General features: G+C 60.3%; 15 protein-coding genes. 4 read left to right on the top strand and 11 right to left on the bottom strand.

The features are described from left to right. The first annotated feature begins 10 nt into the window (after positions 1-10). Positions 11-1,420, top strand: a complete 1,410-nt coding sequence (gene mapR / locus EAH78_RS29060; RefSeq protein ID WP_123436271.1) for a GntR family transcriptional regulator MpaR — start codon at positions 11-13, stop codon at positions 1,418-1,420. A 134-nt stretch (positions 1,421-1,554) separates the two neighbouring features. Here the strand turns inward: mapR and EAH78_RS29055 are convergent, their stop codons facing one another. The 7 genes from EAH78_RS29055 to tpx all read right to left on the bottom strand — a co-directional run bounded on the left by EAH78_RS29055 (position 1,555) and on the right by tpx (position 14,516). Next, positions 1,555-2,301: an SDR family oxidoreductase gene (locus tag EAH78_RS29055; RefSeq protein ID WP_140671398.1), complete on the bottom strand. Its 747-nt coding sequence runs from the start codon at positions 2,299-2,301 to the stop codon at positions 1,555-1,557. A gap of 119 nt (positions 2,302-2,420) precedes the next feature. After that, the gene (locus EAH78_RS29050) at positions 2,421-4,502 is read right to left on the bottom strand and encodes a putative bifunctional diguanylate cyclase/phosphodiesterase (protein ID WP_140671396.1); all 2,082 of its coding nucleotides are present in this window, start codon (positions 4,500-4,502) and stop codon (positions 2,421-2,423) included. A gap of 334 nt (positions 4,503-4,836) precedes the next feature. Continuing rightward, positions 4,837-6,318, bottom strand: coding sequence for an efflux transporter outer membrane subunit (locus EAH78_RS29040; RefSeq protein ID WP_140671392.1), 1,482 nt, complete (start codon positions 6,316-6,318; stop codon positions 4,837-4,839). Next, positions 6,315-9,422 (bottom strand): efflux RND transporter permease subunit, encoded by a 3,108-nt coding sequence (locus EAH78_RS29035; RefSeq protein WP_140671391.1) that lies wholly within the window; start codon positions 9,420-9,422, stop codon positions 6,315-6,317. The genes EAH78_RS29040 and EAH78_RS29035 overlap by 4 nt, the downstream gene beginning before the upstream one ends. Then, positions 9,419-12,523: an MdtB/MuxB family multidrug efflux RND transporter permease subunit gene (locus EAH78_RS29030; RefSeq protein WP_140671388.1), complete on the bottom strand. Its 3,105-nt coding sequence runs from the start codon at positions 12,521-12,523 to the stop codon at positions 9,419-9,421. The genes EAH78_RS29035 and EAH78_RS29030 overlap by 4 nt, the downstream gene beginning before the upstream one ends. Then, positions 12,520-13,836 (bottom strand): MdtA/MuxA family multidrug efflux RND transporter periplasmic adaptor subunit, encoded by a 1,317-nt coding sequence (locus EAH78_RS29025; protein WP_140671386.1) that lies wholly within the window; start codon positions 13,834-13,836, stop codon positions 12,520-12,522. Before EAH78_RS29025 ends, EAH78_RS29030 begins: the two co-directional genes overlap by 4 nt. 179 nt (positions 13,837-14,015) lie before the next feature. Continuing rightward, complete coding sequence (tpx, locus tag EAH78_RS29020; RefSeq protein ID WP_008030203.1) at positions 14,016-14,516, bottom strand: thiol peroxidase; 501 nt, start codon at positions 14,514-14,516, stop codon at positions 14,016-14,018. 206 nt (positions 14,517-14,722) lie between these two features. Between tpx and EAH78_RS29015 the strand changes: the two genes are divergently transcribed. Both EAH78_RS29015 and EAH78_RS29010 read left to right on the top strand, forming a co-directional pair. Continuing rightward, positions 14,723-15,148 carry a YciI family protein gene (locus EAH78_RS29015; RefSeq protein ID WP_140671384.1) on the top strand — a complete coding sequence of 142 codons (426 nt, stop codon included), beginning with the start codon at positions 14,723-14,725 and terminating at the stop codon, positions 15,146-15,148. A gap of 178 nt (positions 15,149-15,326) precedes the next feature. Then, entirely contained in the window at positions 15,327-16,349 is a 1,023-nt protein-coding gene (locus EAH78_RS29010; protein ID WP_140671382.1) for an HAD family hydrolase, read from the top strand. Positions 16,350-16,497: 148 nt separating this feature from the next. Here EAH78_RS29010 and EAH78_RS29005 read toward each other — a convergent pair whose 3' ends face one another. Further along, on the bottom strand, positions 16,498-17,169 hold the full coding sequence (locus EAH78_RS29005) for a DUF3313 domain-containing protein (protein ID WP_140671380.1): 672 nt from the start codon (positions 17,167-17,169) through the stop codon (positions 16,498-16,500). A 215-nt stretch (positions 17,170-17,384) separates the two neighbouring features. On the opposite strand from EAH78_RS29005, the gene EAH78_RS29000 reads away from it, so the two are divergent. Continuing rightward, positions 17,385-19,739, top strand: a complete 2,355-nt coding sequence (locus EAH78_RS29000; RefSeq protein WP_140671378.1) for a tetratricopeptide repeat protein — start codon at positions 17,385-17,387, stop codon at positions 19,737-19,739. Between the two features lie 163 nt (positions 19,740-19,902). Here the strand turns inward: EAH78_RS29000 and EAH78_RS28990 are convergent, their stop codons facing one another. From EAH78_RS28990 to EAH78_RS28980, 3 genes are all read right to left on the bottom strand, one after another. Then, positions 19,903-20,871 carry a hypothetical protein gene (locus tag EAH78_RS28990; protein ID WP_140671376.1) on the bottom strand — a complete coding sequence of 323 codons (969 nt, stop codon included), beginning with the start codon at positions 20,869-20,871 and terminating at the stop codon, positions 19,903-19,905. A 231-nt stretch (positions 20,872-21,102) separates the two neighbouring features. Further along, on the bottom strand, positions 21,103-21,612 hold the full coding sequence (locus tag EAH78_RS28985; protein WP_140671373.1) for a hypothetical protein: 510 nt from the start codon (positions 21,610-21,612) through the stop codon (positions 21,103-21,105). Positions 21,613-21,682: 70 nt separating this feature from the next. Continuing rightward, on the bottom strand, positions 21,683-22,453 hold the full coding sequence (locus EAH78_RS28980) for a helix-turn-helix domain-containing protein (RefSeq protein WP_140671370.1): 771 nt from the start codon (positions 22,451-22,453) through the stop codon (positions 21,683-21,685). Between the last annotated feature and the right edge of the window lie 42 nt (positions 22,454-22,495).

Genomic DNA, 22,495 nt, shown 5'->3' with positions numbered 1-22,495 from the left:
CAGGCACTCGATGAAGCGCTACGAAAAATTCGCCGACGACATCGCTGAACTGATCCGCTCCGGAGTCCTCGGCCCCGGCCAGCGCGTGCCGTCGGTACGCTACGCCAGCCAGACCTATGGGGTGAGCCCCTCCACGGTGTTCCAGGCCTACTACCTGCTCGAACGCCGTGGCCTGATCCGCGCCCGCCCGCGTTCCGGCTACTTCGTCAACGTCCACGCACCGAGCCCGTTTTCGGAGCCGGTGATCAGCAGCCAGGTCAACGAGTCCACCGAAGTCGACGTCAGCGAACTGGTGTTCTCAGTGCTCGACTCGATCAAGGACCCGAACACCGTCCCGTTCGGTTCGGCCTTCCCCAGCCCGACCCTGTTCCCGTTGCAGCGCCTGTCGCGCTCGCTGGCCAGCGCCTCCCGGGAGATGGACCCGCGCATGGTCGTCACCGACATGTCGCCGGGCAACCCGCAATTGCGTCGGCAAATCGCCCTGCGCTACATGGTCGGCGGGCTGATGTTGCCGATGGAAGAGCTGCTGATCACCAATGGCGCCCTGGAAGCCTTGAACCTGTGCCTGCAAGCGGTCACCGAGCCCGGCGATCTGGTGGCGATTGAAGCGCCCGCGTTCTACGCCTGCCTGCAAATACTGGAACGGCTGAAACTCAAGGCCGTGGAAATTCCGGTGCATCCTCGCGACGGCATTGACCTGGGAGTGCTCGCCCAGACACTTGAGCGTCATCCCATCAAGGTCTGCTGGTGCATGACCAGCTTCCAGAACCCGATGGGCGCGACCATGCCCGAGGCGAAAAAACAGGAACTGGTGGAGTTGCTCCGTCGCCATCAAGTGCCGCTGATCGAAGACGACGTCTACGCCGAGCTGTATTACGGGCAGCAGGCGCCGAAACCGGCCAAGGCGTTTGATACCGAAGGGCTGGTGATGCACTGCGGCTCGTTCGCCAAAAGCCTCGCCCCCGGCTACCGCATTGGTTGGGTCGCGGCGGGACGTTACGCGCAGAAGATCGAACGCTTGAAACTGATGACCTCACTCTGCGCCTCAATGCCGGCGCAGGCGGCCATCGCCGATTACTTGCAACACGGCGGTTACGACCGGCATTTGCGTAAATTGCGTTACGCACTGGAAGAACAGCAAAGCGCCATGCTCGCCGCCATCGCTCGCTACTTCCCGGCACAGACCCGTGTCAGTCAGCCAGCCGGCGGCTACTTCTTGTGGCTGGAACTGCCGCCGCAGATGGATTCGCTGAAGTTGTTCCAGATGGCCTTGGCGCAAGGCATCAGCATCGCGCCGGGGCCGATTTTTTCGCCGACGCAGCGGTTTCGAAATTGTATCCGGCTGAATTATGGCAGCCCGTGGACCGAGGATTCGGAGAAGGCGATGGAGACGTTGGGGCGGATTGTGCGGTCGTTCTGAAAATATTGTGGCGTTTCGACTTACGCCTTCGCGAGCAAGCCCGCTCCCACATTTGATGTGTGAACGACACAAAATTAATGTGGGAGCGGGCTTGCTCGCGAAGAGGCCAGTACAGGCAATACAAATCTCAGCGATTAACGCCCACCGCCAAGATCAACAAACGTCCCGGTCGCATAAGAAGCCTTGTCAGACAGCAACCACACAATCGCTTCCGCCACTTCATCCGGCCTTCCACCGCGAGCCATCGGAATCGCCGACTCAAGCTTGCTGACCCGGTCCGGATCGCCGCTCAGCGCATGGAAGTCGGTGAAGATAAACCCTGGCCGCACGGCGTTGACGCGAATGCCCTCGCCCGCCACTTCCTTGGACAGACCAATGGTGAAGCTGTCCAAGGCACCTTTTGATGCGGCGTAATCCACGTACTCGTTGGGCGAGCCCAAACGCGAGGCCACCGAGGACACGTTGACGATGCTGCCACCCTGCCCGCCATGTTTGGGCGACATGCGCAGAACCGCGTGCTTGGCGCAGAGGATCGGCGCCAGGACGTTGGTCTTGAGAATTTTGAGAATGCGGAACTCGGACATTTCGTCGACACGGGACTTGTGCCCGACGGTGCCGGCATTGTTGACCAGTGCCGTGACCCGGCCCAGTTCGGTGTCCACGCGGCGGAACATGGCGATCACTTCATCTTCGATGCTGACATCGGCGCGCACCGCAATGGCTTGGGCGCCCAGTGCGCGGACTTGCTCCAGCACACTTTGCGCGGCGGACTCGTCAGACTGGTAGTTGATACAGATCCGATAGCCCTGTTCGGCGGCCAACAATGCGGTGGCGGCACCAATGCCGCGTCCGCCACCGGTGATGACGATGACTTTGTCCATGTTAGCGTTCCCCCAAAACCAAGCGTAAACAGTCGGGGTCAAGAATAACCGTCATTGCCGGCTTTTGCATGGACTCACATCAACAGATACCCCCCACACCACCGCCCATTCGGGGATTTTCAGGCTGTGGTCAGTTGTTCTGCGCGCAGAATGTCGACCATGAAGCGGTCGGCCGGCAGCGGGTGCCCCAACAGGTAACCCTGTAACGAATTACATCCCAGCTTGGTCAGGAAGTCTTGTTGCACGCCGGTTTCGACGCCTTCAGCAACGATCCGCAAGCCCAGCGCCTGACCGAGTGCGACGATCGCCGAGACAATCGCCGCGTCGTCGCTGTCGTGTTCCAGGTCGCGGACGAAACCGCGGTCGATCTTCAACTCGTTGGCCGGCAGGCGCTTGAGGTACATCAGGCTCGAATAGCCCGTCCCGAAGTCATCAATGGACAGGTCAACGCCCATGGCCGAGAGTTCCTGCAACACCGTCATGCTCGCATCGGCGTCGCTCATGGCGGTGGTTTCAGTAATTTCCAGGGTCAGGCTATTGGCCGGCAGCCGATGGGTGCTCAGGGCCTTGGCGACGCTTTGAACCAGCCCGGCATGGCAGAACTGCAACGCCGAGAGGTTCACCGCGATCCGCCAGTCGGTGTAGCCCAGCACATACCATTCGCGCATCTGGCGACAGGCTTCGTTGAGGACCCACTCGCCGATCGGAATGATCAGCCCGGTTTTTTCCGCCAGATCGATAAACGTGTCCGGCAGGATCATGCCCCGCGTCGGATGCTCCCAACGCAGCAGTGCTTCGGCCCCCACCGGCCGGCCATTAATCGCGTCAAACTTGGGCTGGTAATAGAGGCTGAACTGTTTCTGTTCGAGCGCATTGCGCAGGTCTTGCAACAATTGCAGCTGCTTGCGCGCGTTGCTGTTCATCGAAGCGTCGAAGAAGCTGTAGCCGTTTTTTCCGGCACCCTTGGCGTGATACATCGCTGCGTCGGCGTTCATCAGCAGGTCCTGGGCGGTCTGGCCGTTGCCCGGATACAGCGCGATGCCGACGCTGGCGGAAATCTGCAAGTCGTGTTCAGCCACCCGGAACGAGCGAGCAATCAAACCGACCTGACGCGCCGCCAGGCTCAGCGCGTCATCCGGCTCGGCGAGCCGCACCAGCAATACAAATTCATCACCACCGATGCGTGCCAATGTGTCCTGACTGCGCAAATCTTCACGCAGGCGCAGGCCGACTTCGCGCAACAACTGATCACCCATGTGGTGGCCAAAGGCGTCATTGACCGGTTTGAAGCCGTCCAGATCGATGAACATCAACGCGAAACAACCGCCCTGCTCCTTGACTTTGGACATCGCTTGTTCGATGCGATCGGCCAGCAAAACGCGATTGGGCAAACCGGTCAGAGGGTCGTGCAAGGCCAGTTGGGTCAGTTCGCGGTTCGCCTCGGTCAGCGAGCGCGCGAGGTCAGCGGTGCGCGCTTCCAGACGCGCGTCAAGCACCGACGTCAACAAGGCGATGCTCAACACCGCCAGCGTGGTGATCAGCACCAGATTGTCCAGGCCCTTGCCGTTCAGACCGCTGACGGCAGCGCCACAGAAACTGCCGTCCGCAAAGCGCGCTGCCGCCATACCGGTGTAGTGCATGCCGACAATGGCGATGCCCATGATCACCGCCGCACCGCCGCGGATCAGACCGACATACGGCGTGTGCTGACGCAGACGGAAGGCGATCCAGAGCGCCGCGCCCGAAGCGCCAATAGCGATCAGCAGCGAGGCGCCAAACAGCGTCGGGTCGTAATCAATGCCCGGTTGCATGCGCATGGCCGCCATGCCGGTGTAGTGCATCGCACTGATCCCGGCGCCCATCACCATCGCGCCAAACCCTAGTTGCCAGGCCGGCAACTTCGGCTGACTGACGAGCCACAGGGCAAATCCGCAAGAGAGGATGGCGGTCAACAGCGACAGGAAGGTGATCGTGAGGTCGTAGCCCAGGTCAATCGGCAATTTGAACGCGAGCATGCCGATGAAGTGCATCGACCACACGCCAATGCCCATGGCAAAGGCGCCGCCCGCCGTCCAGAAATGCACAGCCCGGCCTTTGGCCGTGGCAATTCGCCCGGTCAGGTCGAGCGCGGTATAGGACGCGAGAATCGCCACACAGAGCGAAATGATAACCAGGGTGGGTGAATAGCTACCGATCAGCATGAGACTTCTCGCGAGCGCCCGCCGTAGAGCGTCCTTACTCGGGGGGCAAATGCGGGCGATTGTACTGATTGCGCAAAAGAACGCACTGACAAAATAAGCAACTGGCCATCAACCCGATGAAACGCTTGTTTGATGTCAGGAAAAGAGGCCGGAAACACCTGATACCCGCCAATTCACACGCAACGCTGAACCTGTGGCGAGGGAGCTTGCTCCCGCTGGACTGCGCAGCAGGCCCCTCCTTTTTGGGGCCGCTTCGCTGCCCAGCGGGAGCAAGCTCCCTCGCCACAGAAAAGCGCCCGAGCACGGACCGAGCCTCACGTCAGCTGCTACAGGGTTATTTGTTTTCGCTGACCTGCAACGCCCCGTCCCAACCGCCGCCCAGCGCGGCGATCAATTGCACACTGGCAATCAATCGGCTCTGCAAGAGATCCAGCACACTGCGTTCATTGCTTAATGCCGTTGCCTGAACCACCACCACGTCCAGATAAGCAATCAAACCGGCCTTGTATTGATTCTGGGTCAGGCGCAACGAGATACGCGCTGCCTCCAGTGCTTCCTGGCGCACGCCGGCTTCCTGCTCCAGCACCTTGAGCTGCACCAGGTAGTTTTCCACTTCGCGGAAGCCGTCGAGCACGGTCTGGCGGTACTTGGCCACTGTCTCGTCGTAGGCCGCTTCACTGCGATCGACTTCTGCCGAGCGCTGTCCGCCATCAAACAAGGTCATGGCCAGTTGCGGCCCGACCGACCAAAAACGATTCGGCACGCTGATCCAGTTGGAATAGGTGCTGCTGCTATAACCACCGTTCAGGCTCAAGGTGAAATCCGGGTAATACGCGGCCTTGGCCACGCCGATATTGGCGTTGGCGGCCATCACCGAGCGTTCGGCGGAGGCAATGTCCGGACGGCGCTCCAGCAATTGCGAAGGCAGGCCCACTGGCACTTCGGGCAAGGTCGGGATGCTGGTGGTTTCTGCCAGGCTGAATTCGGCTGGAGGCAGCCCGATCAGCACGGCGATGGCGTTTTCGAACTGGGCACGCTCCCAGATCAGGTCAACCATGTCGGCCTGGGTGCTTTTGAGTTGAGTCTGCGCCTGCGCCACTGCGTCCCGGCCGGAAACACCGGCGCGGTATTGGTTTTCCGTCATGGTCAGCGAACGCTGATAAGCCTCGACCGTCGCTTCCAGCAAACGCTTCTGTTCGTCTATCACCCGCAATTGCAGGTAGTTCTGCACCAGCTCAGACTGCTGGCTCAGTCGCATCGCGGCCAGGTCGGCAAAGCTCGCCTGGGCATTGGCGGTGTCGGCCTCAAGACCTCGGCGCAGTTTGCCCCACACGTCCGCCTCCCAACTGACCCCGGCCTGCGCGGTGTAGGTGTCACGAATACCGCTGGAGGAACTGGTCAGGCTTGAGTTGCTGCTGCCGGTGCCCTGACTGGAGCGGTTTTTGCCCACGGTCAAATCCACCGTCGGAAAAAACGCCCCGCGTGCGCTGCGCACCAAGGCCTGGGCCTGACGGTATTGCGCCTCGGACTGGGCCACCGTCTGGTTGGAGCGGTTGAGTTGCTCAATCAGGCCATTGAGCTGCTGATCGCCATACAACTCCCACCAGGCACCGCGCGCCAGGGAGTCACTCGGACTGGCCTGACGCCAGCCGGCCGCTTCCTTGTATTGCACCGGCGCGGCAGCTTGTGGACGCTGATAGTCCGGGCCGACAGCACACGCGCTGAGCATCGCCACGCACAGCGCCAGACTCAGCAGACGCGAGCCTCGGGCGGCAGCCAGCGGGGCGGCCAGATTGATAAGCGAACGGTCAGTCATAGCGGAGTTTCCAAAGCAGCATCAGTACGCACCCCACGCCATTTATTGAAGCGATGGCGCAGTTTGTCGAGATAGAGGTAAACCACCGGGGTGGTGTAAAGGGTCAACACCTGGCTGAAGATCAGCCCGCCAATGATGGTCAGGCCCAGTGGCTGGCGCATTTCCGCCCCTTCCGCCCGGCTCAGCAGCAACGGTACGGCGCCGAGGATCGCCGCCAGGGTGGTCATCAGGATTGGGCGCAAACGTTGCAGACAGGCACTGCGAATTGACTCCAACGGCGCCAGGCCTTGTTGGCGTTCGAGTTGCAGTGCGAGGTCGATCATCAGAATGGCGTTTTTCTTCACCACGCCGATCAGCAAAAACAGCCCCAGCAACGAGATCAGGCTGAACTCGCCGCCCAGCGCATAGATCGACAGCAACGCGCCGACCCCGGCCGACGGCAAGGTCGACAGAATGGTCAACGGATGGATGTAGCTTTCATACAGCACACCCAACACCAGGTAGACCGCCACGAGCGCGCCGAGAATCATCCACGGCTGGCTCTTTTGGGTCGCGGCGAACGCATCGGCGGTGCCGGCCATTTTCGCGATCACGTCTTCAGGCAGCCCAACTTTGGCAATCGCCCGTTCGATGGCGGCAGTGCCCTGCTCCACCGTCACGCCTTCGGCCATGTCAAACGACAGGCTTTCGGAGGCAAACTGGCCTTCGTGGCTGACCCGGTCGTCTTCCAGGCTGTTTTCGTAGTGGGCGATGGTCGACAGAGGAATCCGCGCACCGTCGGCAGTGATCACCTGCACTTGTTTGAGCGTCACCGGATCCTGGGCGTATTTCGGATCGACTTCCATCACCACCTGATATTGGTTGAGGCTGTCGTAAATCGTCGAAATCTGCCGCTGGCTGTAGGCGTTGTTCAGCACGGCCGTGACCATGCTCATGTCGACACCCAGGCGCTTGGCCTGATCGCGGTCGACAATCAGCGTGACCTGTCGCGCACCACGACCTTCCCGAGCGTCAATCGCCGTCAATTCCGGCAACGCCTTGAGCGCGGCAACGACTTTCGGGTACCACTCGCGCAACGCGCCCAGGTCACCGCTTTGCAGAATGTAGGAATACTGCGACGAGGTCTGTTCGCGGCCACCGCCAAATTGCAGGTCCTGGTCCGCCATCAGCATCAGCTGCGCGCCGGGGACCTTGGGCATTTCCTTGCGCAGGCGCTCGATGACCTTCTGCGCGGAAATGCTGCGCTCCTTGATCGGCTTGAGCCGCACGATCATGACGGCATTGTTGGTGCCGTTCGTGCCTCCGATGAACCCTGCGACGCTTTCTACTGCCTCGTCCTTGAGCACGGCACGGCGGAAGGTTTCCATTTTGGGTTGCATCACGTTGAACGACAAACCGTCGTCGCCGCGAACAAAACCAATCAGCTGACCGGTATCTTGCTGCGGCAAGAATGTTTTAGGAACAACCACATACAGCGCAACGTTCACGCCAATTGTCACCAACAGGCTGAGCAAAGTCAGTCGACGATGACGCAATACCCAATCGAGGCTGGTCGCGTATTTGCCGACCATCCATTCGTTGGTGCGCTGGCTCCAGCGCTGCAAACGGTTTTCCTGTCCTGGCGTGTGCGGCTTCAGCCAACGGGCGCAGAGCATCGGCGTCAAGGTCAGCGAGACCACCAGCGACACCACGATGGACGCGGCCAGGGTGATGGAAAACTCGCGGAACAGACTTTCGATGATCCCGCCCATGAACAGGATCGACAGGAACACCGCCACCAGCGAGACGTTCATCGACAGCAAGGTAAAGCCGACTTCCTGAGCACCGAGGTACGCGGCCTTCATCGGCGGCACGCCTTTGTCGATGTGCCGGGAGATGTTCTCCAGTACCACGATGGCATCGTCGACCACCAGCCCGGTGGCCAGGATCAGCGCCATCAGCGACAGGTTGTTCAGTGAAAACCCGTAGAGGTACATCACGGCAAAGGTGCCCACCAGCGACACTGGCACCGCCAATGTCGGGATCAGCGAGGCGCGGAAATTACCGAGGAACAGGAACACCACCAGGATCACCAGCGTCACGGCGATCAACAGGGTCATTTCCGCTTCGTGCAAGGTTGCCTTGATCACCGGCGAACGGTCCATCGCCAGGTTCAGCTTGACGCTGGCCGGCAGCACCGCCTGTAACGCCGGCAACTGCGCCTTGATTTCATTGACCGTCTCGATGATGTTGGCACCGGCCTGACGGTTGATCACCAGCAACACCGCCGCGTCATCGTTGAAGAAGCCGCTGTTGTAGCGGTCTTCGACGCCGTCGCTGACCTTGGCCACATCCTTGAGGCGCAGGGCTGCACCGCCGTTGTAGTGGATGATCAGCGACTCGTAGTCCTTGGCTTTTTCCAGTTGATCGTTGGCCTGGACCTGCCACAATCGTTCGCCGTCTTCGACCGAGCCCTTCGGCCTGCGCACGTTGGCATTGGCTATGGTGTTGCGCACATCGTCCAGGGCCACGCCGTACTGGTTGAGGGCTTGCGGTTGGAGCTCGATACGCACCGCCGGCAACGAACTGCCGCCGATCTGCACTTCGCCTACGCCCTGCACCTGCGACAGGCTTTGGGACAGGATGGTCGAAGCCAAATCGTAGAGCTGGCCCTTTTCCAGCACATCCGAGGTCAGCGACAGCACCATGATCGGCGCCTGGGACGGGTTGATCTTCTTGTAGGTCGGCATGCTGCGCATCCCGCTCGGCAGCAGGTTGCGCGAGGCATTGATCGCCGCTTGCACTTCTCGCGCCGCGCCGTTGATGTCGCGGTCGAGGTCAAATTGCAGGATCACCCGGGTCGAGCCCTGGCTGGAGCGGCTGCTCATGGTGTTGACCCCGGCGATGGCGCCGAAGGAGCGTTCCAGCGGCGTGGCCACGGTCGAGGCCATGACCTCGGGGCTCGCGCCGGGCAGGCTGGCCTGCACCACGATCACCGGAAAATCCATCTGCGGCAACGGCGATACCGGCAACAGGCCGAAACTCACGCCGCCCAGCAGCATGATCGCCAGGCTCAGCAACATCGTTGCGACCGGGCGCTTGATGAAAGGTCCGGACAGATTCATGGCTGCTCTACCGTTTCCACGGCGTCAGACTTGTGGCCCCAGCGCCGACCGAGACGGTCGAAGTACAAATAGATGACGGGCGTAGTGAACAAGGTCAGCACCTGGCTCACCAGCAATCCACCGACCATCACCAGGCCCAGTGGTTGACGCAATTCCGCGCCGGAACCGGTGGCCAGCATCAGCGGCACCGCACCAAACAACGCTGCCAGCGTCGTCATCAGAATCGGCCGGAAACGCAGCAACGCGGCTTGATAGATCGCGGTTTGCGGGTCCATGCCCTGATTGCGCTCTGCGTCGAGGGCGAAGTCGATCATCATGATCGCGTTCTTTTTCACGATACCGATCAGCAAAATGATGCCGATGATCGCGATCATGCCCAGGTCATTGCCGCTCAGGATCAAGGCCAGCAAGGCGCCGACCGCCGCCGAGGGCAAGGTCGAGAGAATGGTGATTGGATGGATGTAGCTCTCGTACAGCACGCCGAGCACGATGTACATGGTCACCACCGCGGCCAGAATCAGCAGCAAGGTGCTCGACAGCGACGCCTGGAAAGCCTCGGCCGCGCCCTGAAACTGGGTCTGCACGCCAATCGGCATGCCGATGTCTTTCTGCACTTGATCGATGATCTCGACCGCATGCCCCAGCGCCACACCCGGCGCGAGATTGAACGACATCATTACCGCCGGGAACTGGCCGATGTGGGTGATTGCCAGTTGCGCCTGGCGCTCTTCGATGTGCGCCAGGCTGGACAGGCGAACCTGCCCGCCGTCGGTGGTTTTCACGTGAATCTGATTCAGCGCATCCGGACCGATCTTCTCCCCGGACTGCGATTGCAGGACCACGCGGTACTGGCTGGCCTGGGTGTAGATGGTCGAAATCTGCCGCTGACCAAAGGCGTCGTACAACGCATCGGTGATGTTCGAGACCGAGACCCCGACCCGTGAAGCGGCATCGCGGTCGATCACCAGATAAACCTGTAAGCCCTTGTCCTGCAAATCACTGGCGACGTCGGTCAGTTCTGTCCGATGGGACAGCGCATCGACCAGACGGCCGCTCCACAGGGCCAGCAATTCCGAGTCCGGTGACGACATGCTGAACTGGTATTGCGTACGGCTGACACGGTCTTCGATGGTCAGGTCCTGCACCGGCTGCATGAACAGGCGGATGCCGACCAACTTGTCCAGTTCCGGTTGCAGGCGGGCAATCACCTTGGTCGCGCTCAGGTCACGGTCGTTATGGGACTTGAGATTGATCAGCAGGCGACCGCTGTTCAGCGTCGAGTTGTCACCGTCCACACCGATGTAGGACGACAGGCTTTCCACCGCCGGGTCGGCGAGGATCACCTTGGCCAGCTCCTGCTGACGCTCGCTCATCGCGGCGAAGGAAATCGACTGCGGCGCCTCGGAAATACCCTGGATCACCCCGGTGTCCTGCACCGGGAAGAAGCCCTTGGGCACCACCATGTAGAGGAACACGGTCAGCGCCAGCGTGCCGATGGCCACCAGCAATGTCAGCGGCTGGTGCTTGAGCACCCACTGCAATTTGCGCCCGTAGGCCGCGATCATCCAGTCGATTGCTGCACCGCTGGCCCGGTAGAAACGCCCCTGCTCCTCTTCCTTGGGTTCACGCTTGAGCAACCGCGCGCACATCATCGGCGTCAGGGTCAGGGACACCACCAGCGAAATCAGGATCGCTACCGCCAGCGTAATCGCAAACTCGCGGAACAAGCGGCCTACCACGTCGGCCATAAACAGCAGCGGGATCAATACCGCGATCAGCGACAGGGTCAGGGAAATCAGGGTGAAGCCAATCTGCTTCGCGCCCTTGAGCGCGGCATTCAGGGGGGTGTCCCCTTCTTCGATAAACCTGGAAATGTTCTCCAGCATCACGATCGCATCGTCCACCACAAAACCGGTGGCGATGGTCAGGGCCATCAAGGTCAGGTTATTCACCGAGAACCCGGCGAGGTACATCACGCCAAACGTGCCGATCAATGACAACGGCACGGCAATCGATGGAATGATCGTCGCACTGGCGCGGCGCAGAAACAGGAAGGTGACCATCACCACCAAGGCAATGGCGATCAGCAACTCGTGTTGCACGTCTTTGACCGAGGCACGAATGGTCTGGGTGCGGTCGGTTAGTACCGTGACGTCGAGGCCGGCCGGCAGGTTGTCGGTGATGCTCGGGAGCAAGGCCTTGATCCGGTCGACCACCTCAATCACGTTGGCACCCGGCTGGCGTTGGATGTTCAGCAGCACGGCCTGGTTTTCATTGGCCCACGCCGCCAGACGTTCGTTTTCGGCGCCGTCGACGATTTCCGCCACGTCCTTGAGCCGCAATGGCGCGCCGTTGGCATAGGCCAGAATCAAGTTGGCGTAGTCCTTGGGCGAAGTCAGCTGATCGTTGGCATCGAGCATCGACACCCGGGTCGGACCGTCGAAGTTGCCCTTGGGCTGGTTGACGTTGGAAGCACCGATCAGCGTGCGCACGTCCGACAGGTTCAGGCCGTTGGCCGCCAGCGCCTCGGGATTGACCTTGATCCGCACCGCCTGACGCTGGCCGCCGGCAATGCTGACCATGCCGACGCCGCTGATCTGGGCGATTTTCTGCGCCATGCGCGTGTCGACCAGGTCATTGAGCTTGGGCAACAACATGGTTTTGGAGGTAATGGCCAGGGTCAGTACCGGGGTGTCCGCCGGGTTGACCTTGTTGTACACCGGCGGTGCCGGCAGGTCCTTGGGCAGCAAATTGGTCGCGGCGTTGATCGCGGCTTGCACCTGTTGTTCGGCGACGTCCATGTTGATGTCGAGGCTGAACCGCAAGGTGAGCACCGACGCGCCGCCCGAACTGGTCGACGCCATCTGGGTCAGGCCGGGCATCTGCCCGAACTGGCGCTCCAGTGGCGCGGTGACCGCGCTGGTCATGACATCCGGGCTGGCGCCGGGATAGAGCGTCATCACGCGAATCGTCGGGTAGTCGACTTGGGGCAACGCCGACACCGGCAGCAACCGATAGGCGATCAAACCGGCCAGTACAATGGCCAGCATGCTCAGGGTCGTGGCGACCGGGCGAAGGATGAACAGCCGCGAGATGTTCATGCGCCGCCCTTTTTCGCCTTGTCGGCGGCGGCCGCCTCAGAAGCATCCACCGCCGATTTGCCTTGCAAGTGCCCGGTCGGGGTGGTCGGTACGTCTTCAGGGCTATTGACCACTTCGACTTCGCTGCCGTCCTTCAAACGGTCGGTGCCTTCCAGTACCACACGATCCCCGGGCGCAAGGCCTTCAGTGATCACCGTGTTCAGCCCATCGCTGGCGCCGACTTTCAACTGACGGATCGTGACCTTTTTGTCGCCGTCCAGCGCATAGGCGAAGGTGCCGTTGGTGCCGAACTGAATCGCTGCCGACGGTGCGAGCACCACACCCTTGAGGGTGTCGGCGAGCAAGTGGACGTTGACGAACTGATTTGGGAACAGGGTTTGATCGCGGTTTTCGTAGCGCGCCTTGAATTTCAGGGTGCCGGTGGTGGTGTCGATCTGGTTGTCCAGGCTCTGCAAGACACCAGTGGCCTGCAATTTGGTGTCGCTGCGGTCCCAGGCTTCGGCGGGCAGTTTGGCGCCGGTGCGATAGCGGGCCAATACCACGTCAAGGCTGTTTTCCGGCAAGGTGAAGGCGACGCTGATCGGCTGGGTCTGGGTGATGATCGCCAGCGCCGTGGTGTCATTGGCGGCGACCAGGTTGCCGACGTCGAGCTGACGCAATCCGACACGCCCGGTAATCGGCGCGCGGATCCTGGTGAATTCGAGATTGAGCTTGGCGTCGTTGACCGCCGCCTGATTGGTCTTGACGGTGCCCAGGTACTGACCGACCAAGGCTTCGGCAGTGTCCAGGGTTTGCTTGGCGATACTGTCTTCCTTGAACAGCCCGCGATAACGCTCGACATCGACCTGGGCGTTTTTCAGTTGCGCCTGGTTCTGCAGCAACGTGCCTTCGGCCTGGAGCAAGGCGTTCTGGTACGGGCGCGGGTCGATTTCAGCCAGCAAATCGCCAGCCTTGACCATTTGCCCTTCCTCGAAGGAAATCTTGATCAGCTCACCGCCCACACGGCTGCGCACATTGATGGTGTTCAGTGCGGTAACGGTGCCCAACGCCTTGTAGTACAGCGGAAAGTCACCCTTGACCGCAGGCGCCACGCGAACAGGCACCGGACCGGTTGCCCCGCCGAAACCAGGGCGCATCCCCCCGGACTTGCCGGTATGGCCAGCCACGACTTTCGGCCCTGCGCCCTCCTTTTGAGCTGCGCCGGTGGGCCAGAATTTCCAGCACACGCCAGCGATGACCAACAGGACTAGCAGGCCGAACAGCCAGCGACGAGGACTACGGGAAGCGGAGGATTGCATTGAATGATCAACCATTGGGCGCGTGGGCTTCTTTTACATGAGGCTGAACGATAAGCACTGACGGCTATTAAGCAAAGCGGCTTTACCGGCAATTTACCTTCGGCTTACGTAACAGGAGATTTATCTAAAGCACTGAAGCACAAATGAAAACGGCCTGGACAGGGCCAGGCCGTTAACAATTGTAATGACGTCGCTTATTTCAGAACGGCGAGTGCAGCTTCGTAGTTCGGTTCTTCAGCGATTTCCTTGACCAGTTCGCTATGCAGCACGTTGTCGTTTTCGTCCAGCACAACAACCGCACGGGCGGTCAGGCCTTTGAGCGGGCCGTCAGCGATGGCAACACCGTAGTTCTCGATGAACTCGGCACCGCGCAGGGTCGACAGGTTCTGCACGTTTTCCAGGCCTTCGGCGCCGCAGAAGCGTGCCTGGGCGAACGGCAGGTCAGCGGAGATGCACAGCACAACGGTGTTGGCGACATCGTTGGCCTGGGCGTTGAACTTGCGAACCGAGGTCGCGCAGGTCGGGGTGTCGACGCTTGGGAAGATGTTCAGCACTTTGCGCTTGCCGGCGAAGCTCGCCAGGGTCACGTCGGACAGATTGCCGGCAACCAGGGAAAAGGCTGGCGCCTTGGAACCGGCTTGTGGCAGTTGGCCGTTGACTTGAACCGGGTTGCCTTTGAGAGTGACTTGAGCCATGAACGGAGTCCTTCTGAACGTTGTGGTAAAGAATCTCGGAAAGGCCAAAGTTAACCACGAAATTGGCTGGCGACCTATGGCCTGATACAAATCGTGAAGTGTTTTGGTCAACCCTAAATGCACATAAATCCTCGACGACCTGTCGAACTGCCCTGTCGCCATTCGACCATGTAGTGAATCCCCCCACCTCCACCGGAGATTACACCATGCGATTCATGATCATCATCAAAGCCAGTCAGGACTCCGAAGCCGGCGTGATGCCCACCGAAGAACTGCTGACCGCCATGGGCAACTACAACGAAGAACTGGTCAAAGCCGGCATCATGCTCGAAGGCGAAGGCCTGCACCCCAGCAGCAAAGGCGCACGCGTGCGTTTTTCGGGTGACAAACGTAGCGTCATCGATGGCCCCTTCGCCGAAACCAAGGAGCTGATTGCCGGCTATTGGATCTGGCAGGTGAAGTCGAAACAGGAGGCGATCGACTGGGTCAAGCGATGCCCGAACCCGATGCCGGGCACCGACGCAGAGATCGAGATTCGTCAGGTGTTCGAGGCGGAGGATTTTGGTGCCGAGTTCACCCCGGAACTGCGCCAGCAAGAAGAACGAATTCGCGCGGAGGCGAAAAAGCCCTGAGCCTCCCCTCGACTGGAAGACCTGCTGCACGCCTGCTAAGGCCGTGCGCCAGCCGAAGCCCAGGCGTTGAGGCAACTCAAGGATTCGTTGTCTACGCTGCATAGTCAGGCCAAACAACGGCAGCCTTGTCCGCCTTGGCACTACGGCCGTTAAACCCTGCTCACCAAAAGGATGTCCCATGACGAACCCGATATCGATCCGCCGCCGCTTTGGACTGACCCTGCTTTTCGCGCTGGCCCTGCCATTACTCGCGCAAGCCACCGAAGCGCTGCCCTCGTGGAACGACGGCCCGTCGAAGAAAAACATCATCGAGTTCGTCCAGGCTGTCACCGACCAATCCAGCAAGGACTTCGTCAAACCCGAAGACCGCATCGCCGTCTTCGACAATGACGGCACCCTGTGGAGCGAGCAGCCGATGTACTTCGAGATGCTGTTCGCCCTCGAAGAGGTCAAGCGCACCGCGCCGCAACACCCGGAATGGAAAACCACCCAACCGTTCCAGGCCGTGCTGGAAAACGACCACAAGGCGCTGGCGGCTTCCGGTCTGGAAGGCATGATGAAAATCTTCGGGGCAACCCACACCGGGATGACCAGCGAAGCGTTCGACGACTACGCCAAGACCTGGCTTAGCCAGGCCAAGCACCCGAAAACCGGCAAGCTGTACACCGAGATGGTGTTCCAGCCGATGCTGGAAATTCTCGACTACCTGCGCGAACAAAACTTCAAGACCTACATCGTCTCGGGTGGCGATACCGATTTCATACGCGCCTTCGCCGAGAAGGTCTACGGCGTCCCACCGGAACAAGTGATCGGTACTTCGTTTGTCACAACCTTCCAATACAAGGACGGCCAAGCCTCGATTCTGCGCACGCCGAAACTGGCCCACTACGATGACGGCCCGGGCAAACCGGAAAGCATCAATGCGATCATCGGCAAACGTCCGATCCTCGCCTTTGGCAACTCCGATGGCGACTTGCAGATGCTGCAATGGACCGCAGCCGGGCCGGGCAAACGATTCATGGGGCTGGTGCATCACACCGACGCCAAACGCGAATGGGCCTATGACCGCAAGTCCGACATCGGACGGCTGGACAAGGCCCTGGACGAAGCAAAAACACGTGACTGGACGGTCGTGGACATGGCTGCTGAATGGCGTCGCATCTATCCCTACGACGCCGCCACACCCGAGCAACAACAGTAAAAAAGCGTAACGCAGGACCGCAACAAACGTTTATTCCATCGCGAGCAGTCTCGCTTCCCCGAGTGGATTTGTGGTGTACACAGATCCAGTGTGGGAGCGAGCCCGTTCCGGGCGGCGTTCCAACGGTGAGGCCATTCGCCTCAGTGCATCACTTGGACTTGAGTTTCAAATACGACTGATTCAAATCCGACGCCCAGCCATCGATCACGCCTTTGACGTCATCCGCCTTCATCACCTGAGCGTCGTTTTCCAGCGGCTTGCCGGTGCCCTTGCGCACGACCTGGGCGATGACTTTGTTGGTGCTGCCATCGATAAACGCCGCTTCGGTGGCCAGGTCGGTTTCCTGATCACGGATACCACTGGCGGTGCTCACTGCCGCAGCGACCAGCGCAATCGGGATCACTTCGTAAGGCTTCAAGCCTTCGGTCTTGCTGCTGACCGCAGTAATGGCGGCACGCACCACAATCACACCCGGGCCAGGGCCGGCGGCCAATGGCAGCGACTTGGCCAGTTCACGCTTGAGCGCCTGGTCGTAATAACCGGTGATGCCACTGAGGGTGGCCTGAGGGATTTTCACGGTGGGCTGTGGCGCCGGGTAAAGCTGGGTCGGCTCGACATAAACGCTGGAGAACTTGCTGATATCCAGCGCAGGATCGACCCAGCGCATCACGGTTGCGCCGGACGGCGACTTGGCTTCTTCGAGCTGGCTGTAATCCTTGAGGAAGCCGGAATACTGCTCCGGCTCGACGACCTTGCTCGCACACCCAGTCACCGCGATTGTGGCGATGCACAACGTGCTCATCATTAACGCAAGCTTCATGCTTGAACTCCTGTTTTGAAGGGCGAACACCCTAGTGCAAAGGCGACTGGAGTTATAGGCATTTCGCGATAAAAACCTTAAAAAAATTACACATTTCATCTAACGCTGCGTGCCTTTTCACAACCGTCATTTGACAGGTGCCTGACATCCAGCAAAGCTGCACTCAGCGTGATCGCGCGCCTCAAGGCAAACGCACCTGGACTACGGAAGTCGCAATGCCGAAGCATAAAAACAAAGCAACAAACCCCAACCCTGATTCGTATCCGAACCTGATCAATCGCTACCTCTTTCCCGTGTCCATCGGCGCACTGCTGTTGGCGGTCGTCGCCATCGGCTGGTTTCTGTTCAGCAGCACGCCGGCACCGCTGAAGCCCGTTTTTGTCACTGCCCCAGTCGCACAACCGACCAAACCGCAACCGGTGGCGCTGGCCCCGGCGAAGATGGTCGATGAGCAACAATGTCAGGGCTGCCACAGCGAGCAGGTCAAGGACTGGAAAGGCTCCCATCACCAGTTGGCGATGCAGGCAGCCAATGCCGAGACGATGTTGGGCGACTTCAACAACGTCACCTTCAAAGCGGAGAACGAAACCACCGTTTTCTCGCGCAAGGACGACGGCTTCTGGGTCAACACGCCGGGTATCGATGGCAAGAACGCCGACTTCAAGGTGGCCTATACCTTTGGCATCGCGCCGTTGCAGCAATACCTGATCGACGTCGGCGAAGGTCGCCTGCAACCCTTGGGCGTGGCCTGGGATACCGAAAAACACCGCTGGTTTCACCTCTATCCGGGCCAGAGTGTGAACTTCAAGAACCCGCTGCACTGGAGCAAACCGAGCCAGAACGCCAACTTCATGTGCGTCGAGTGCCATACCACCGGCTACAAACGTAATTTCGATGCTGCGAAAAACACCTTCGACAGTCACTGGAACAGTCTCGGCGTTGGCTGCCAGGCGTGCCACGGCCCGGCTTCCAATCACCTGGAATGGACGGCGAAAAAAGGTGATGTGATTCACGCCGGTTTCGCGGTCGACCTTAAGGACAAGAACGCCACCGTCGAGATCGAAACCTGTGCCCGCTGCCATTCGCGCCGGGCACCGCTGAGCGATGGCTACACCGCCGGCAAACGCCTGATGGATGACTATTTGCCAAGTCCCCTGACCCGCGAGTTGTATGCGCTGGACGGCAAGATCAAGGACGAGGTGTTTGAACACGGCTCGTTCGCCCAAAGCAAAATGTTCGACAAGGGCGTGCGCTGCAGCAACTGCCACAACCCGCACAGCACCGAACTCAAGGCGCCGGGGAACGGCGTTTGCCTGCAATGCCACAACACCGCGGGTAAAACGCCGGTGGAAGGCGTCGACGGCAAAGGCCTGCAAGCGAAAAACTACGATTCCATCGAGCACACCCGCCACACCATGGGCCAGCCGGGCTCGCAGTGCGTGGATTGCCATATGCCCGGCAAGTTCTACATGGGCAATGACTTGCGGCATGACCACAGCTTCAGTATTCCCAACCCGGAACGGGCGAAAAAGCTTGGCACCCCGGACGCCTGTCTGACCTGTCACCAGGGCAAGGACGGCGACAAAGTCACCGAGCAATTCAAACTGTGGAACAGCGCACCGACCGCACAGGCCCCGCGTTATGACGAAAGCCTGTGGCTGATTCGCAACGGTCAACCCGGCGCGGCGCAGGCCCTGTATGAGCAGCTGCAACGCAGCAACCTGCCGGCGATTCAGCGAGCCACCTTGCTCGCCGAGTTGCCGCTGTACCCGAGTGAACAGGCGTTGAAACTGGCCACCAAGGACCTGAGCAATCCGGCGCCACAGGTGCGTGAAAGTGCCGTACGCGCCATCAGCGCGTTCCTGCCGCCACCTGAGTGGGCGCCGCTGTTGACGCCGTTGCTGACAGACCCGGTGATGGCGGTGCGAATTGCCGCAGCCCGGGACCTGCTGGGTGCCGCCCGTAGCGGTTTGGGCGCGGCCCAGGGCAACTGGAATGCGGCGATTGCCGAGTATGAAGCGGCACAGAAAAGCCTGCTGGAACGCGCCGAAGCCAACCTCAACCTGGCGATGCTCTACCAAGCCAGCGGCCGCAACGACGAGGTTGAACCGTACCTGCGCACGGCGCTCAAGCGCGATCCGGATTTCTACCCGGCACTTGTAACACTGGTGCAATGGCTGGAGGCCAATGGCCGTAGCCAGGAGGCGCAGTCACTGCTGGCGCAAGGCTTGAAAGACCACCCGGACGCCGCTTTGTTGCAGTACACCCAGGGCTTGTCGCTGGTGCGGGCGGGCAAATCGGACCAGGCCATGTCGGCGCTACGCAAAGCCGCGCAACTGGAACCGCAGAGCGCCCAATACGGCTACGTGCTGGCCGTGGCGTTGCATGACAGCGGCAAGGTTGAAGAGGCCTGCGAAGTGCTGGAGCGCTTGCTGAAAGTGCAACCGGCCAACCGCAATGCACGGCTGACGTTGATCCAGTACTACCTGGGCAATGGACAGGAACCCAAGGCGCAGGTGTTGTTGCAGGGCTGGAAGAAAATGAACATGAGTGATCCGGCATTGAAATAAATGTCTGGTTCCCCAATCAATGGGAGCCGGACACCCTGTGGCGAGGGAGCTTGCTCCCGCTCGGCTGCGCAGCAGTCGCAGCTTTCAGGGCCGCTTCGCGGCCCAACGGGAGCAAGCTCCCTCGCCACAGGTTATTTGCCAGTCCTCGCAGACCGCCCTCTTCCTACCACGAAGAACCACTCTTCAATGCCAGCTCCCGCCTACTGTTGGCCCGCATCGCCTTGATCAGCGACACCGTGCCCACCAGCAAAATCACCGCTGCAAACAAAAAATCGATTTTGTACAACTGAAAGTCATTCAGCGGCCCCACCAGCAACACCCGTATCGCCCCGATACTGACCAGCGTCGCCAAAAAGTCGATGCCCGGTTCATCGCGATAAAATACATGCAGCAACGGCAAGCCGATCACCAGCAGCAACATCAAGACGATCATCTTGAACGAGCCCTTGCGCTCGACGCTGAACGCACACTCATTGGCGGCATAAGGTTTGTAGTCTTCTTCACGCGCCAGCGCGTTTTTCTCGTTGATGTATTCCGCGCGGTTGTACTTCTGGATCGGTGTGAAGGTGTTCGACATCTCCATGCTGGTGGTGATGTGCCTGAACTTGAGGTCGATGCGATCGTTGCCCTTGAGGTAATACAGCACCGGTTTGTAGCCGTAGCGGTACGTATCGAACGGGAAGTCCGCCGCCCGCCCCTGCACGCCAATGGGGCGCGGTTCGAGTTCGGCATAGGCGCTCTTGTTCAGTGATGACAGGTTACGCGTCAGTGGCTGGACCTTGACCTGCTCAAGGAAAATCGGCGTGACGCCGTACGACCATTGCAAGGGCTCCAGACGCAGGCGCAGCTCGTTGCGGGCCAGGTCGTAGCGGTTGAACGTACGTTCGGAAACCACGACCGCGCCGCTGAGCATGAACTCGCCGCGCAGGTTGTTGGTGATCCGCAGGGTCAGTTGATCCTTGCCCAGCGCAGCGCCATCACTGGCCGGTGGCGTGCCGCACCAGGCGGTACTGTCGAAGGCGCCGCCCAACAGGCCGTCACGGTTATCCTTGAACACATAAACGTAACTGGCCCACAGGGCCAGCATCAGCATTAGCGATATCAACCCTAAAATCTTTTTGCCCGCACTCACACAAGACTCCTTTCTTCACTTGCTCCCTGACAAGCCGCGGACTTTACCAAAATGCCATCACTGCCCCAAGCAAAAACACACCCCGTAGCAACGTCGAGCCTGCAATGCGTTTGCTCGCAGCTGTCAGCACTGCGAGGCTGCGACGGGGTTGGCGGTATTTTTGAGGGGGGCGGCGCAATGCGTTACAGATTCAGATACACGAGCAAGCTCGGCTCCTACAGGGGGGTTGGGTCAGTCCGGGAGGACTTGGCCGCGATCACGCGGAATCAGGCTTTGCAACTGCTGCGCCAGAAAATTCGCATCGAACGCAAACGTGTCCGGATCTTTCAAGCCATTGGTCTTGCGCCACTGCCAGCTGGTCGACGGCGGCAGGCACACCAGCGAAACGCTGCCATAGCGCGCGGCCGTCAGGCCCATCACCGCCAGGGAAATCTGACCGCCCGCGCCCATCACGTCCGGCACGAACTCCACCGGTTTGCCGGCAATGACAATGGACAGTTTCTCGGTCTTGAACGGCGACGTCTCGACCGGCACGCTCGGCCCCGAAGCCACATACGTCTCGCGGCTTACTTCCAGCAGATGCGGCGCCTGGACCGGTTCCAGCCACTGCTGGATCTGATCGAACAGCTCACCGATACGCGTTGCCCAAAGCGCCGATTGCGACTCGAACGTCTGCTTTTTGTGCGCTTCGCTTTCTGCGTAGTGGCGAAGCATTTCGCCCAGTTGTTGTACGTCGTCCATTGCGGTGTTCCTTTGTTTGGAGCGGTGCTGCGGACATTGAGCATGGCAGAAGCAGGCCGCCGACGTACGACTAAAAGCGCGCGCGGTATTGGCTGGGGGTCATGGCCAGGTGTTTGCGAAAAACACTGCCCATGTGCGACTGATGGGCGAAACCGGCGTCCAGGGCGATGCTGGCCAGCGGCAGGTTGGTGTGTTCGATCATCCGTCGGGCGGCCTGCAGGCGCACCTCAACGAGATACGCATGCGGTGTCAGGCCCATAGTCCGGGTGAAGTCGCGTAAAAACCGCAGCTCGTTGTGCCCGTAAGTCGCGGCCAACTGGTCCAGCGTCAGCGGCTCATGGAACTGCTCGGCGATCTGATCCAGCACCGGGCCGAACGCTTTGGCATCCGGTCCGTATTTAGTCATCACGGGCGCCTGGTCAATCAGGCCCAGGGCGGCTTGTTCAAGCGCCATCAGATCAGGTTGCGGAGTGAGTATCAGGCGGCGGATCTCGCGTGCCAACGTCAGCACCTGTCGATCTCCGGCTGATTGGACGCGCTGGCTGACAGCGGGCAGAAACTGGCTGGCGAATGGCTTATCCAGGCGCATCAACAGGTATTCGCCACCGCTCGCCGATTCGGAAAACACCTCGACGCCCACCGGCGTAAACGCCAGTACACCGGGCAAGGTATCGAAATCCACCCGCCGGTCCGAGTCAATGGCGTGAACGCCTTGCTGGCGTTCCAGCGTCACCCCCAGGGTCAACGACTGCGCGGGATCGCAAACACTGTAAGCCGCACGGGGCAACAGTTGCAGGCAAACCCTGCCGCCCAGCACGTGCTGGTTCAGCACGCCGGGCATGTGAAATTTCCTGATAGATGACCGTAAGGATCCACGGGATAC

The organism is Pseudomonas arsenicoxydans, assembly GCF_006438915.1.
In the GTDB taxonomy this organism is placed as follows: Bacteria; Pseudomonadota; Gammaproteobacteria; order Pseudomonadales; family Pseudomonadaceae; genus Aquipseudomonas; species Aquipseudomonas arsenicoxydans_A.
The sequence above is the reverse complement of the archived record's forward strand: the minus strand, read 5'-3'. Positions and strand labels throughout refer to the sequence as shown.